At 65.3% G+C, this 14820-nt stretch carries 14 protein-coding genes; 10 read left to right on the top strand and 4 right to left on the bottom strand.

What is annotated here, in order from left to right; translation table 11 throughout:
- Positions 1–29: 29 nt before the first annotated feature.
- Both ACVJ5M_RS01120 and ACVJ5M_RS01115 read right to left on the bottom strand, forming a co-directional pair.
- A complete protein-coding gene (locus ACVJ5M_RS01120) occupies positions 30–227 on the bottom strand; it encodes a hypothetical protein (protein WP_063979786.1) in 198 nt (65 codons plus the stop codon).
- Between the two features lie 170 nt (positions 228–397).
- Positions 398–643 (bottom strand): hypothetical protein, encoded by a 246-nt coding sequence (locus ACVJ5M_RS01115; protein ID WP_456679234.1) that lies wholly within the window; start codon positions 641–643, stop codon positions 398–400.
- Between ACVJ5M_RS01115 and ACVJ5M_RS01110 the strand changes: the two genes are divergently transcribed.
- Complete coding sequence (locus ACVJ5M_RS01110; RefSeq protein WP_456679233.1) at positions 642–1220, top strand: DMT family transporter; 579 nt, start codon at positions 642–644, stop codon at positions 1218–1220. The genes ACVJ5M_RS01115 and ACVJ5M_RS01110 overlap by 2 nt on opposite strands.
- Positions 1221–1410: 190 nt before the next feature.
- Positions 1411–1551, top strand: a complete 141-nt coding sequence (locus ACVJ5M_RS01105; RefSeq protein WP_162131457.1) for a hypothetical protein — start codon at positions 1411–1413, stop codon at positions 1549–1551.
- A 6-nt stretch (positions 1552–1557) separates the two neighbouring features.
- Here the strand turns inward: ACVJ5M_RS01105 and ACVJ5M_RS01100 are convergent, their stop codons facing one another.
- Entirely contained in the window at positions 1558–2253 is a 696-nt protein-coding gene (locus tag ACVJ5M_RS01100) for a GntR family transcriptional regulator (protein WP_063979784.1), read from the bottom strand.
- 8 nt (positions 2254–2261) lie between these two features.
- Positions 2262–3674: an FAD-binding oxidoreductase gene (locus ACVJ5M_RS01095; protein ID WP_063985910.1), complete on the bottom strand. Its 1413-nt coding sequence runs from the start codon at positions 3672–3674 to the stop codon at positions 2262–2264.
- Positions 3675–3853: 179 nt separating this feature from the next.
- On the opposite strand from ACVJ5M_RS01095, the gene ACVJ5M_RS01090 reads away from it, so the two are divergent.
- The 8 genes from ACVJ5M_RS01090 to ACVJ5M_RS01055 all read left to right on the top strand — a co-directional run bounded on the left by ACVJ5M_RS01090 (position 3854) and on the right by ACVJ5M_RS01055 (position 14749).
- Complete coding sequence (locus ACVJ5M_RS01090) at positions 3854–4738, top strand: dihydrodipicolinate synthase family protein (protein WP_063985917.1); 885 nt, start codon at positions 3854–3856, stop codon at positions 4736–4738.
- A gap of 202 nt (positions 4739–4940) precedes the next feature.
- Positions 4941–7274: a TonB-dependent siderophore receptor gene (locus ACVJ5M_RS01085; protein WP_063979783.1), complete on the top strand. Its 2334-nt coding sequence runs from the start codon at positions 4941–4943 to the stop codon at positions 7272–7274.
- Positions 7275–7276: 2 nt separating this feature from the next.
- Positions 7277–8305: an extracellular solute-binding protein gene (locus tag ACVJ5M_RS01080; RefSeq protein ID WP_283017793.1), complete on the top strand. Its 1029-nt coding sequence runs from the start codon at positions 7277–7279 to the stop codon at positions 8303–8305.
- Entirely contained in the window at positions 8298–9491 is a 1194-nt protein-coding gene (locus ACVJ5M_RS01075) for a PepSY-associated TM helix domain-containing protein (RefSeq protein WP_063979781.1), read from the top strand. The genes ACVJ5M_RS01080 and ACVJ5M_RS01075 overlap by 8 nt, the downstream gene beginning before the upstream one ends.
- Before the next feature lie 73 nt (positions 9492–9564).
- Positions 9565–10797: a rhodanese-like domain-containing protein gene (locus ACVJ5M_RS01070; protein ID WP_063979780.1), complete on the top strand. Its 1233-nt coding sequence runs from the start codon at positions 9565–9567 to the stop codon at positions 10795–10797.
- A gap of 120 nt (positions 10798–10917) precedes the next feature.
- A complete protein-coding gene (gene serA, locus ACVJ5M_RS01065) occupies positions 10918–12162 on the top strand; it encodes a phosphoglycerate dehydrogenase (RefSeq protein WP_063985916.1) in 1245 nt (414 codons plus the stop codon).
- 109 nt (positions 12163–12271) lie between these two features.
- A complete protein-coding gene (locus ACVJ5M_RS01060) occupies positions 12272–13291 on the top strand; it encodes a patatin-like phospholipase family protein (RefSeq protein ID WP_063979779.1) in 1020 nt (339 codons plus the stop codon).
- Between the two features lie 3 nt (positions 13292–13294).
- A complete protein-coding gene (locus tag ACVJ5M_RS01055; protein WP_063979778.1) occupies positions 13295–14749 on the top strand; it encodes a GntP family permease in 1455 nt (484 codons plus the stop codon).
- Positions 14750–14820: the final 71 nt, after the last annotated feature.

Genomic DNA, 14820 nt, shown 5'->3' with positions numbered 1-14820 from the left:
CCAGGGGCTATCCGGCTTGCGGGAGTGCGTTAACCGTTCGCGAACCCTTGCCGGACCTCGGCAGTCGTGGCCGGCTCGCCGCCATGCTGGCGGACCATCGGTACGGCGTCCTCGACGAGGCGGAGATTGGTTGCCGTCGAGCCCGGCAACGCCGCTTCGATCCAGACCTTGCGCATGGCGCGCATCGCCTCGCCGCCCGGAACAGTGCGCGTGCCCCATATGCACATGAGCGATCCCTCTTCCGGGTTCTCACCGCGGCCGACATCGGATATCCGATTGCTCCATGGGCAAGGAAACTTCTGACGGCGGTGATGACGCCGGCGCGGCGCCGTCCACCGAGGCCTGGCTCGGTGCGGTTGCGTTGATCGGCTTCATCCTGGTGGCGACCGCGCAGGCCTCAAATCAGATTCTGGCGCGCGGGCTTGCGGGCTCGGTCCCGCCCTTCGCGCTCGCCTTCTTCCGCTGGAGCATCGTTGCCATCGGGCTCGCGCCGATCGCGTTCGCCGAGATCCGCGCCGGCCGCGTGCCACTTGGCAAGAACATCTGGCCGATCCTCGCCGCCGGCTTCATGGGCATGTTCCTCTGCGGCGGCCCGGTCTATGCCGCGGGTCTCGACGACGGCGATCCACATCGCGTTGATCATGGCGCTGTCGCCGGTCACGGTGCTGATGATCTCTGCGGTGCTCGGCATCGAGCAGGTCGGCCCGCTGCAATGGCTCGGCACGGCGCTTGCGCTCGCCGGCGCCTTGCTCATCATCTCCGGCGGTCATCCGGAGACCTTGTTCGCACTGGAGACGGCAGCGGGCGACGGCCTGGTCGTGATCGCGATGCTCGGCTGGTCCGGCTACACGCTGCTGCAATCGCGCGCGGCGCCCAAGGCGTCGCTGCTGGCGCGCATGAGCCTGTTCGCAGGCGCCGGCGCGCTGTTCTCGCTGCCGCAGGCGCTGATCGAGATGTGGACCACGCCGGCGCAGGTCTTCAGCACGAAAGCGGTGTCGGCTTACGTCTTCGCCGGGATCGTTCCCGGGCTGCTCGCCTATGCCGGCTTTGCCTGGCTCGGCGGCAAATTCGGTTCGGTCCGAACCTCGCTCGTGCTTTATCTCGGACCGATCGCGAGCGCCCTGCTGTCGTTCGCAATTCTCGGTGAACCGCCAAAACTGATCCATCTGTTCGGCGGTGTGCTGATCCTCGGCGGGGTCTGGGCGAGCCTGCGCAAATAGTTCCATCGATCGGAGTTGTGGTTCATTCGCAGGAACCAACCGCCTCCGCGAACATTCTGATCAAGGGACCGGTGCGAGCCATGCTCGCGCGCGCCCCGACCATCCCGGCGCCAGTGCCGTAACCGGATTTTGCCTCGACGTTTCGTTTCGGGGCGATGGGGGACTTGTGAGTACGGTCATAGAGAACTTGTTGTCACGGAAGCAGAAGCTTGTGGAACAGCTCGAGAAGGCGCAGTCGGTCGACGATCGCGACAAGATCGAGCACCAGCTCGAACAGATCAACACCGCGCTGGATTTTCTGGACAGGCCGGGATCGAAGGACGCGGGGTAGAGGCGCTCAGTCCACCTTCAGCGCCTCCACTTTCAAGGCCTCCACTTTCAAGGCCTTGGCGTAGACCAGGCCGGAATTGGTGATGTGCGTCGTCATCAGCGCTTCGAAGGCCGCGAACTCGCCGCGCGCGAACAGATCGAGCAGCTTGCGATGCTCGTCGAAGGACGAGCGGGTGCGCACGTCGATCGGCGACGTCAGGTTGGTGCGCAGCGCGGCGACGCGGCCCGAGACGAGCTGGTAGGATTCGATGAGATAGCGGTTGCCGCAATGCGCGAACAACCCTTCGTGAAAGCTCGCATCGGCGCGGCCATAGGCGATGTTGTCCTTCGCCGCGATCGCCGGCTCCATCGCCGCGATTGCCTCGCTCATCGTCGCAATTGCGCCGTCGCGATCGTGACGAAACGCGAGCTCGGCGGCCTTGGGCTCGAGCGCGATCCGGAAGGTGCAGAGCGCAGTGATGTCGTCCGCGCTCGGCGTGAACACGAAGCTGCCGACCTGCGGCCGGATCACGACCAGGCCCTGCGCCTGCAACTGGCCCATCGCCTCGCGCACCGGCGTGCGGCTGACGCCGAAGGAATTCGCCACCATCTCCTCGGAGATGGCGGCGCCAAGCGCGAACTCGCCGTCGATGATAGCCTGGCGCAGCCGCAGCACCACCCGCTGCGACAGCGATTTCGGCGTATCGAGCTTGAGCGATCGCATCTGCTGTCTCAGATCACCTTGCCGGGATTGAGCAGGTGATCGGGATCGAGCGCGGCCTTCAGCGTCCGCATCAACGCAATCTCGGCTTCGCTCCTGGCATGGCCCAGCCACTTCTTCTTCAGCGTGCCGATGCCGTGCTCGGCGGAGACGCTGCCGCCCAGTTCACGCACCAGACCGTAGATGATCGCGTCCATCTCTTCCTTCGGCTGCTGCGCGACGGAAAGACCGGTGACCCAGGACACGAGATGCAGATTGCCGTCGCCGATATGGCCGTAATAGACGCTCTCGCATCCCTTGATGCCGGAGGCCAACGCGGCCTTGCAGCGGGTGACGAACTCGTCCATCCGCGCCACCGCAAGCCCGATGTCGTAGGAGATGTGCGGACCCAGCACCTGGCCGAACTCGGCGCAGATGTCGCGCACGCGCCAGAACGCCTGCGTCTGCGCCAGCGATTGCGCCACGGCGGCATCTGCGAGCAGCCCGCGCTCCATCAGCTCTTCGAGCCAGGCCTGGAAACGCGGTGCATCCAGGCTCTCGTCGGTGCCTTGGGCCTCGACGAGCACGTAGAGACCGTGGCCTGCGGCGACCGGCGGCTTCACCCCGGCGCGATTCGTGATCACGTCCCAATAGTCCGGCCACATCACCTCGAATGCCGACAGCAGCGGTCCGAGCCCGCTTCGCGCGGCATCGAGCAGGGCGATCACCGCGGCATAGTCCTTCAGCGCGCACAGCGCCGCCATGGTCGAGCGCGGTTTCGGGAACAGCCGCAACACCACGCGGGTGATGATGCCGAGCGTGCCTTCGGAGCCGATGAAGAGATGCTTGAGGTCATAGCCCGCGTTGTTCTTCATCAGCTTGTTGAGGCTGGTGATGATGGTGCCGTCGGGCAGCACCACCTCCAGGCCGAGCACCAGTTCGCGCGTCATGCCGTAGCGGATCACGCGGTTGCCGCCGGCATTGGTGGAGAGATTGCCGCCGATCGCGCAGGAGCCGCGCGAGCCGAGATCGAGCGGAAAGAAGAAACCGGCTTCGTCGGCGGCCTTCTGGATCGTCTCCAGCGGCGTGCCCGATTTCACCGTCATCGTCATTGACGCCCGATCGATCTCCTCGATGCCGGTCATGCGCTCGAGCGAGATCGCGACCCAGCCCGCTTCGGGCGATGCGCCGCGGCACAGCCCGGTCAATCCGCCCTGCGGCACGAAGGGCAGCCGCGCCTGCCGGCAGGCCGCAATCGCATCGGCGACGCCTTGCGCATCGACCGGCCGGATCACCGCAAGCGGCGTTTGCGGCAGGCTCGCGCTCCAGTCGTTGCAATTGCGCGTCGGCACCTCGGTGCCCATCAGCACGGCGGCCGCGCCGAGCTTGTCGCGCAAGGCGCCAAGCAACTGATCGGGACGCTCAATGGGGCTCAACATGTTCATGCGAGACCTCCTCGGAATCTGGCTGCGTCTCATGCGCGCCGTGATGGTGGAAAGGATTTGCGTCCGTCTTGTATGTAAGGTACAACATAAAAAGTAAAGCAAAAACAAGGCTCGGAAGGCCTCCTAAGATCGTTCGAGATCAGGGGCTTAGTCCGGGACCGCAGCTAATGGGTGGTGAGATGACGGAGGCAATTCGCGGGTTCTGGGTGGCGTCGGCGACGCCGCTGGCGACTGATGGCAGCGTGGACTCCGCCAAGCTCGCCGCTCACGCCAGGCAGCTCTTCGGCAAGGGCGTCGACGGCGTTGTGCTGTTCGGTACCACCGGCGAGGGCACCTCCTTCAATGTCACCGAGCGTGTCGCGACCATCGAGGCCGTGCTCAAGGCCGGCGTCGCGCCCGAGCGTATCGGCATCGGCGGCGGCTTTCCCGCCATCACCGACAGCATCGCGCTGACGCGCACCGTGCTCGGCCTCGGCCTGCGCCACCTGCTGTATCTGCCGCCCTATTTCGACCGTGGTGTCACGCCCGAAGGCATCGAGGATGCTTTTGCTGCGATCATCGACGGCGTCGCCGACGATCGCCTGCGCGCCTCGCTCTATCACATCCCGCAGGTCTCCGGCGTTGCGATCCCGACCGGTGTCGCTGCGAACTTGCGCAAGCGTTACGGCAAGGTGGTTGCGGGCCTGAAGGACTCCAGCGGCGACTTCAAGCAGTTCCAGGCATTCCGTGCTGCCGCGCCGGATCTCGCCATCACCGTCGGCAACGAAGCCGACATCACCCGCGCGATCGTCGCCGGCGGCGCCGGCACCATCTGCGGCATGGCCAACGTCGTGCCCGAGCTGGTCAAGGGCATGGTTGACGGCAAGGACGTCGAGGCGCGCATGCAAGCCGCGACCGATGTCGTGCTGAACACGCCGTCGTTCCTCGCGACGCTGAAGGCAATCCTCGCCGCACAGACGGGCGACGCCGGCTGGCTGCGCGTACGCCCGCCGTTCCGTGCTTCGTCCGATGGTGCGGCGCTCAAGCGAAAGATTGACGAGCTGATTGCTCCTGCCATCGCGTGAGATGCGAAACTTTCGTGACACGTTGCCGCGGATTCGCGTGCAGCGTGTTGCGATCCCTGCGACGTCAATCGGTGATTGCCGTTCGGTGCGCCGATGCGCTTAGAACGATTCAACACTAGAGCGATTCAAGCTCGCCTACGGTTCTCTTCGATCCCGCCGACTGTTACAGGCGCACACTTCAATGTTCTTGACTTGAAGTGGAATGAAAGTGCGTGCCCTCGTGGATGGCCAACGCGTCAGCGGCCATCGTCATCATGCCGGCAAGAGCCGTGCAGGTCTTCTCCTCGGCGCAGCGGTGCTGCTCGTCGAATCCCCCTCGAACACGACGACCGCGCAGGCGCAGTCAGCGCTGCCGCCGGTGACAGTGGAAGCGCCGGTGCAGCGACCGAAGCCGGCCCGCGCATCTGAATCGCCCCAGCGCCGGACGCAAGCCGCCGCGCGCCAGCGCAGCCGGAATGCCGCCACACCAGCAGCACCGACAATATCGGAACGTGCTGCAGCCGCGGCCGCCGCGCAGCAAGCTGCCAAGCTCGGTTACCGCGCGATGCCGAGTTCGACCACACTGCGCAGCGGCGCCTCGCCCCTCGATACCTCGCAGGCGGTCAACATCGTGCCTGAACAGGTGTTGAAGGACCAGCTCCCGCGGAACATCGACGATGCGCTCATCAATGTCTCCGGCATCACTCAGACCAACACGCTCGCCGGCAGCCAGGACGCGGTGATCCGCCGCGGCTTCGGCGACAACCGCGACGGTTCGATCATGCGCAACGGCATGCCGCTGGTGCAGGGCCGCAGCTTCAATCCCGCGGTCGAAAGCGTCGAGGTGCTGAAGGGGCCGGCCTCGCTGCTCTACGGCATCATGGATCCCGGCGGCATCGTCAACACGATCAGCAAACGCCCGGAGCTCTATCAGCACGGTTCGGTCACGCTGCTCGGCTCGGCATTCAGTGCCTCGAAAACCGGCGCTGACGGCCTGCTCGACGTTACCGGTCCGATCGGCGATCAGGGCCTTGCCTATCGCTTCATCGGCTACGGCGTCAGCGAAGATTACTGGCGGAATTTCGGCCGTCACCGCGAAATGCTGGTCGCACCGTCGCTGGCCTGGTACGGCCAGGACACGACGGTCCAGCTCAATTACGAGCACCGTGAATTCATCTATCCGTTCGATCGTGGCACGGCGTTCAATCCGGTGACCAAGGCACCGCTCGCAGTGCCGTCCACGCGCCGGCTCGATGAGCCCTTCAACAACACCTGGGGCACCTCGGACTTGATGCAAGCCTCGATCGAGCATCGCTTCAACCAGGACTGGAAGCTTTACGCCGGCTACAGCTACAACACCGAAACCTTCAGCGCCAACCAGCTCCGCATCTCCACCCTCAACTTCACGACGGGCGTCGAGACGCGCAGCAACGACGGCACGCAGGGCTCGCTCAGTAATGCCAGCTATGGAACGTCGTACATTTCCGGCGGCTTCTGGCTCGGCAATATGCGCAACGAGGTGGTATTCGGCGGCGACGGCCAGTATCGCACCATCTATCGCGACAATCTGATACGGCAGGCGACTCCCGCCATCAACGTCTACAATCCAGTCTACGGGCTGGTCGGACCGGGCACGACGGTGTCGAACAGCGATAGCGCACAGACAGACAAGCTCGGCCAATGGTCGCTGTTCTTCCAGGACACCCTGCATCTCACCGAACGGTTCGCGCTGGTCGGCGGCGTCCGTTACATGGACTACGACCAGATCGCCGGGCGCGGGAAACCGTTCGTCACCAATACCAACGTGTCGCAAGACAAGGTGCTTCCCCTCGGCGGCGCCATCTTCAAGCTGACCGACGAGATCTCGCTGTATGCGAGCTACACCGAATCGCTGAAGCCCAACTCGACCATCGCGCCGATCGGCATCGTGATCGATTCCAACGTCGCGCCCGAAGAAGGCGTGTCATATGAGACCGGCGTGAAGTTCGATCTGAACAAGCGTATCTCCGGTACGCTGGCGCTCTACGATCTCGACAAGAAGAACGTGCAGACGACGAAGACGAACAGCGCTGGCGTGGTGGAACTCCATACCGTCGGCCGCGCCCGCTCCCGGGGCGTCGAGCTGGACGTGACCGGCAGGCTTACCGACAGCTGGGCCTTGATCGGCAGCTATGGCTATACCGACGCGCGGGTGACGGCATCCGAAGATCGGTCGCTCTACGGCATGAAGCTGCAGAACGTCGCGCTGAACACGGCCTCGCTCTATCTGGTCTATGATTTCGGTACAGCTTTGCCGGGCCAGCTCCGCCTCGGCGGCGGCGCGCGCTATGTCGGCGACCGTCCCGGTGATGCGATCAACAGCTTCTTCTTGCCGTCCTATGTGGTCGCCGATATTTTCGCGACCTATGAGACGAACTACCAGAACACGCCGGTGATCTATCAGCTCAACGTCAAGAACCTGTTCGACACCGTCTATTATCCCTCCGCCGTCAACAATCTGAACGTCGCGATCGGCGATGCGCGCCGCGTTTCGCTGTCGGCAACGGTGAAGTTCTAGCGATGGCGGTGCGGCACAAAGCCATCGCGGTCCTGATCGCGGCGGCGTCTGCCTGCCTTGCTGCCACAGGTGCGAGCCGCGCCGAGGAGATCACGCTCTATTCGACCAGGGAGGTTGCCCTGGTCGAGCCTGTCGTTGCGGCCTTCACGGAAGCCAGCGGCGTCAAGGTGAAAATCGTCTTCGTCGAGGACAGTCTCGTCAAGCACTTGGTATCGGAAGGTGACGCGTCGTCTGCCGACCTATTGATGACGATCGGGCTGGACAAGACGACCCAGCTCTCCACCCGCGGTCTGACGCAAGCCTTCACGCCGTCGCGTCTCGACCAGGTGGTCCCTCCAAATCTCCGTGGTAACGGCGCGCAATGGCTTGCGCTTTCCGTCCGCCCGCGCGTTGCCTTTGTGCGCAAGGACAGCGCGCTTGCTTCGATCGACTATGAAGACCTCTCCGATCCCAGATGGCGCGGCAAGCTCTGCATGCGCTCGCCGCTGCATCAGAACAATGTCGCGCTGGTTGCGGCCTATCTCGTCCATCACGGCGAGGCCGCGACGGAGGCCTGGCTCGCCGGGCTGAAGGCCAATCTCGCGCACAAGCCTGATGGCAAGGACAACGACGTGATCCGCGAGATCGCGCAAGGCGCGTGCAAGATCGGCATCGGCAACACCGTGGCATTGGCGCAATTGCGCGACGGACGCGAAGGGGCCGACTGGCGTGCCTGGGCGATGGAGGTCAAGGCGGTGCCATCGACCTTCAAGGGCGGCGGCACGCATGTGAACCTCACCGGCGCGGCCATCGCGAAACAGGCGCCACATCCGGCGTTGGCGCGACAATTCCTCGAATTCCTTGTCACGCCGGCAGCGCAGCGGATCTTTGCCGCTGCCGAGTTGGAATACCCCGTGCTTGCAGCAGCGGAGCGTGCACCGATCGTTGCCGAAATGGGCACGTTCATCGCCGATGCAATTTCGATCGACCAGATCGCCGCACGTCAGCAGGCCGCGATCTCGCTTATCAAGAAGGTTGGCTTCGATGAGTAGGGTGGGGCATCACATCAAGGCCGCTCTGCACCAGATTCACTCGATCGCGGGCCTCGTGCTTGCGCTGCTGCTGGCCTTGATCGCGCTGACCGGCGCGATCATGAGCTTTGAGGACGAGATCGGCGATCATCTGAATAGCGGTATCATGCAGGTCGCGCCGCGCCAGGCGCCGGCGCTGATGCCGGACGAACTGGTGGCCCGGCTGAAGGCGGGGCAGGACCTCGGCAAGGTCTCGGCCGTCACGCTGTCGAGCGATCCGGCCGCGGCGGTGCGTGTCCGCTTCGCGCGTGACGAGCAGGGCGCGCGGCCGACATCGCTCTATGTCGATCCCTACGACGCGCGCGTGCTGGGTGCGCCGCGTGGCGAGGAGTTCTTCGCGACCGTGCGCAGGCTGCATCGATGGCTGTTGATCCCCGGCGATGCCAAGGGGTGGGGACGCCAGATCACCGGCATCGCCGCGCTCGGCCTGATCGTCATGCTCATCTCGGGCCTCGTGCTGCGCTGGCCGCGCCGCGCCGGCAGCGTGAAGATGTGGCTGAAACCCAATCTCGGACTCAGCGGGCGCGGCCTGCACCGCTCGCTGCATGCCGTCATCGGCACCTGGGTACTGCCGGTCTATCTGGTGATGACGCTGACCGGGCTGTGGTACTCGTTCGACTGGTACAAGGACGGGGTGGTCTGGCTGCTGTCGCGTCCAGAGGTCGCTGCTGCGAAGATGCAGCCGAAGATGTCCGCAAAGGTGCCGCGTCCGTCCGCCCGGCCCGAGCCGGCCCAGCCGATCGGATTCGATCAGGCATGGACGACGCTCCAGCATGAGGAGGGGAAACATTTCTCCAGAGCGTTGCTGACGCTGCCCGCCGGACCCGGCACGGTCATCCGGATCCGGTCGTGGCCGAAGGATTCGACGCTCGATACCACGCGCGACGAATTCCGCGTGGATGCGGTCACGGGGCAGGTGATTTCGGCGGAGCGCTATGCCGACAAGACGCTCGGCCAGAAGATCATCGCGAACGTGCTCGACATCCATCGCGGCGCGTTCCTGGGCTGGCCGGGCAAGCTCGCCTTCATGATTGCAGCAGCGTTGATGCCGCTGTTCTCGGTCACCGGCATTTTGCTCTATCTGTCGCGCCGCAGGCTGCGGCGTCCCGCGCAGCCGCCGCTCGGGCGGCTGGTTCCGGGCGAGTGAACGGCCGCGAAGGCTAGCCAAGCGCGCGACAATCGTTCAAAAGCCCTTGGCCGTACTTGCCAGGGTTCACGCCATGAAGCTCTTCACCGTTACCCCCGCCGATATCCGCCGCGCGCTGCTGCTCCGCGAGGAGATCGCGCTGCTCGATCTCAGGTACGAGGCCGGCTTCGCCACCGGGCATCCGCTGTTTGCCGCCAACATGGCCGCGGACCGGATCGCGATCGAGGCCGAGCTGCGGTTGCCGCGCAAGGACGTCGCGATCGTGCTCTACGATGATGGCGAGGGACTTGTTGCAACCGGCGCCGAGCGGCTTGCCGCGCTCGGCTACACCAATGTCAGCGCGCTCGACGGCGGGCTGAAGGCCTGGCGCGATGCGGGCTATCAGGTGTTCGAGGACGTCAATTCCTATTCCAAGGCATTCGGCGAGCTGGTCGAGGCCCGCCGCCACACGCCGTCGTTCAGTGCCGACGAAGTGGCAAAGCTGATCGCGGACAAGGCCGACATCGCCATCCTCGATGTTCGCCGCTTCGACGAATATGCGACCATGAACATTCCGGGCTCGGTCAGCGTGCCCGGCGCTGAGCTGGTGCTGCGCGCAGGACAGGCCGCGCCCGACCCTGAGACCACCATCATCGTGAATTGCGCCGGGCGCACGCGCTCGATCATCGGCACCCAGTCGCTGATCAACGCCGGCGTGCCCAACAAGGTGCGGGCGTTGCGCAACGGCACGATCGGCTGGACGCTGGCGCGGCACACGCTCGATCATGGCGCGGACCGGCGTGGCGCGATCGGGCCATTCGAGGGGGGCCCGGCCAATGCGCGCGACGTCGCCTATCGCGCCGGTGTTCGCCATATCGGCGCGAGCGAGGCGAAGGCGCTCGCAGCTCAGACCGATCGCACGCTCTATCGTTTCGACGTGCGCGACGCAGAGGAGTATGCGGCCGGCCATCTCCCCGGCTTCCGCCATTATCCCGGTGGCCAGCTCGTCCAGGAAACCGACATGGCCGCGCCCGTGCGCGGCGCGCGCATCCTCCTGACCGACGACAAGGGCGTGCGTGCCGACATGACGGCATCCTGGCTCGCGCAGATGGGCTGGGAGGTCTACGTCCTCGAAGGCGGTTACGAGGGTGAGCTCGAGGTCGGCCCGCCGCGCGTGCTGCCGAAGCCCGATCCGGCGCACCGCTACCGCCGGCCCTATGAGGGCACTGACGTCGCCGAGCGCGCGATGCAGGCCTATCTCGACTGGGAATATGGCTTGGTCGAGCAGCTGCGTCTCGACGGCACGCATGGGTTTTACGTCATTTGACCGGGCGGCCACCGTAAACACTTACCGCCCCGCCATCTTCTCCCCATATCCAAACCCTATTGTGCTGCATCTCCCCCGCGGTCTATGAGCTGCGGCAAAGCTGTGACCTACGGAGATTCCATGCCAGCCCCAGGCCAAAGCCCCGAGCGGAACGCGAAGGCGCTGTTGCTCGAAGGCGTCAATGACAGCGCTGTCGACCTGTTCCGGAGCGCGGGCTTCACCAATGTCGAGCGGTTGACCAAGGCGCTGGACGGCGAAGACCTGCGGCGCGCGCTGAAGGGCGTGTCGCTGCTCGGCATCCGCTCGCGCACCCAGATCACCGATGAGGTGCTCGCGGCCGCGGACGGGCTTCTCGCGGTTGGCTGCTTCAGCGTCGGCACCAACCAGGTCGATCTCCTGGCGGCCCGCAAGCGCGGCATTCCCGTGTTCAACGCGCCGTTTTCCAACACGCGCAGCGTCGCCGAGCTCGTGATCGGCGAGATCGTGATGCTGCTGCGGCGCATCTTCCCGCGCTCGGTGTCGGCCCATGAGGGCGGCTGGGACAAGTCGGCGACCGGCAGCCGCGAGGTGCGCGGCCGCACGCTCGGAATCATCGGCTACGGCAATATCGGCTCGCAGCTCTCGACGCTGGCCGAAGCGATCGGCATGCGCGTGATCTATTTCGACCGCACCGACAAGCTCCGCCACGGCAACACCGAGCCGGTCGAGAAGCTGGAAGAGCTGCTGGCGCAGAGCGATGTCGTCAGCCTTCACGTGCCCGAGACGCCGGAGACCGCGGGCATGATCGGCGAGACGGAGGTGCGGGCGATGAAAGCAGGCTCGTTCCTGATCAACAACAGCCGCGGCACCGTGGTTGATCTCGATGCGCTCGCGGGCGCCCTGCGCGACGGCCATCTCGCCGGCGCAGCCATTGACGTGTTTCCGGTCGAGCCGTCCTCGAACTCGGATCGCTTCAAGAGCCCGGTGCAGGGCCTCGAGAACGTCATCCTCACCCCGCATATCGGCGGCTCGACCGAGGAAGCACAAGAGCGCATCGGCGGGGAAGTCGCGCGAAAACTGGTCGACTATTTCATCACGGGATCGACCATGGGCGCGGTGAATTTCCCGGAGGTGCAACTGCACTTGCGTCCCGCCGGTGCGCGCTTCAGCCATGTCCATCGCAACGTGCCGGGCATGCTGCGGCGGCTGAACGAGGTTTTCCTCCAGCGCGACATCAACATCGTCGCGCAATATCTGGAGACCGCCGGCGACCTCGGCTACGTCGTGCTCGACGCCGACCTCGGGGGCGAGGATTCAGGCGCGCTGCTTGCGCAGATCCGCGCGCTTGAGGGCACGGTCGGCGCACGGCTGGTATTCGAGCACTGAACCGCCCTACGTTCCGGTTGCATCTTGCGGTCACAGCTCCCACACTGCTGTCATCCTCGGCGTGCTACAATCACGTCGAATTTGAGCTTCAGTTGCGTGAGTGTCCGCCATGGAACGAGACGCCGTACTGATTGATCTCGCGCTTCAGGGCGGCGGTTCGCACGGCGCCTTCACTTGGGGTGTGCTCGACCGCCTCCTGGAAGAGAGATGGCTAGAGATCGCAGCGATCTCCGGAACCTCCGCAGGCGCGATGAACGCGGCCGTGCTGGCGGACGGCTGGACGGCCGGTGGCGCCGAGGGCGCGCGCGACGCGCTCGAAAAATACTGGCGCCGCGTTTCGAAGGCTGCCGCCTTTAGTCCGCTCCAGCGCTCGCCGCTCGATCGATTGATGGGGCGCTGGACGCTCGATACGTCGCCCTTCTACATTCTCACCGATTTGATGTCGCGCGTGCTGTCGCCCTACGATCTCAATCCGACCGGCTACAATCCGCTGCGCGCCGTGCTGGCCGAGAGTATCGATTTCGAGCGGCTCGCGAACTCGCCAATAAAGCTGTTCGTCACCGCGACGCGGGTGCGCACCGGCCGTGGACGGATCTTCCGCAATGCCGAGATCACGGCGGACGTGCTGCTGGCGTCGGCCTGCCTGCCGACCATGTTCCGCGCGATCGACATCGACGGCGAACCCTATTGGGACGGCGGCTTCGCCGGCAACCCCACGATCACGCCGCTTATTCGCGAAAGCGATGCGCACGACACGATCCTGGTGCAGATCAATCCGACCGAAACGCTCGAAGAGCCGCGGACGGCTGCGGAGATTCTCAATCGATTGAACGAGATTTCGTTCAATTCGCCCCTGATGAAGGAATTGCGCATGATCGCGCTGCTGCGCCAGGCGGCCGACCCCGGCAGCGGCGAGGGCGCGCGCTGGGCAAAGATGCGGACCCACCGCGTCAAGAGCGACATGCTGGCGAAGTTCGGCGCGTCATCCAAGCTCAACGCCGAATGGGAGTTCGTCTCGATGCTGCGCGCCGAGGGGCGCCTGGCCGCGGACGCGTTTCTCGCCGCGCACGGTGCCGACATCGGCCGGCAATCGACCGCCGATCTCGACGTCCTGCTGTCGGAGTGCTGAGGCATGGGTCTTCTCGGCCTCCTCGTCGGGCTCGCCCTGCTCGTCCTGTTCGCTTTTCGCGGCTGGAGCGTGCTTCTGCTGGCGCCGTTTGCAGCGCTCGTTGCCGCGTTGTTCGGCGGCGAGCCGCTGCTTGCGAACCTGACCCAGGTGTTCATGGTGCATGCGGCGGGATTTCTGGCGCAATTCTTCCCGATCTTCCTGCTTGGCGCGGTCTTCGGCAAGCTGATGGACGATAGCGGTGCGGTCACGTCGGTCGCCGCCTTCATGGCGGAGCGCCTCGGCGAGCGTCGCGTGATCCTGGCGGTGGTGCTCGCCGGTGCCGCGGTGACCTATGGCGGCGTCAGCCTGTTCGTTGCGTTTTTCGTCATCGTTCCCATGGCCCGCTCGCTGTTTCGCGCGGCTTCGATCCCGCGTCGCCTGATCCCGGCTGCGATCGTGCTGGGAACGTCGACCTTCACCATGTCGGCCTTGCCGGGCACGCCGTCGATCCAGAATGCGATCCCGATGCCGTTCTTCGGCACGACGCCGTTCGCAGCGCCAGGTCTCGGTATCATCGCCTCCCTCATCATGCTCGTGACAGGATTGTGGTGGCTGCACCGCGCTGAAGCCGCAGCGCGCCGTACCGGAGAAGGCTATGGCGACGACATCGAGGGCGCGACCGAGCGCGCCGCCGCCGACGAGCTCGTGCGCGAGCGCGCCACGACCGCGCGCGAGTTCGATCCGGCGGAACTCCAGCACGGTCAGCGCAGCGAGCGGCCGTCGCCCGTGTGGAGTGCGATCGCGCCGCTGATCGTGGTCGTCATCGTGAATCTGGTGATGTCGCTCGTAGTGCTGCCGCGGCTCGATGTCAGCTATCTCGCCGAGCAGCGTTTTGGTGAAACCACGCTCGCGGCCGTCGCAGGCGTGTGGTCGGTCGCGGTCGCGCTGACTGCGGCCATCGTCACGACCATCGTGCTGAACCGGGCTCGCCTGCCGGCGCTTCGCCGCACCATGGACGCCGGAGCCAATGCATCCGTCCTGCCTGCGTTCAGCGTCGCGAGCCTCGTCGGGTTCGGCGCGGTCGTCGCCTCGCTGCCGGCGTTTACGATCGTGCGCGACTGGGTGCTGGCGATCGAAGGCGGACCGCTGGTCTCGCTAGCGGTCGCGACCAACATCCTGGCCGCTCTGACCGGGTCGGCGTCAGGCGGCCTGACCATTGCCCTCGACGCGCTCGGCCAGACTTATGTCGAGCTCGCCGCGCGCACCGGCATAGCCCCTGCGCTGATGCACCGCGTGGCGGTGATCGGCTCGGGGACGCTCGACATCCTGCCGCACAATGGCGCGGTGGTCAGCCTGCTCGCGATCTGCGGCCTGACGCATCGCGATAGCTATTTCGACATCGTCATGGTCGGCATCGTGACCTCGCTGCTGGCGCTGGTGGCTGTGATCGCCCTGGGCAGCGCGCTGGGATCGTTCTGAAGGAAGGCCAGCGCAAGCGATTGACGGAAGGGCGAAGGTTGCATTGAATGCGGCCAACCGTCGGATACAAA

The sequence above is a fragment of the Bradyrhizobium sp. S3.7.6 genome (genome assembly GCF_054061875.1).
This window is presented reverse-complemented; position numbering and strand designations above follow the sequence as displayed.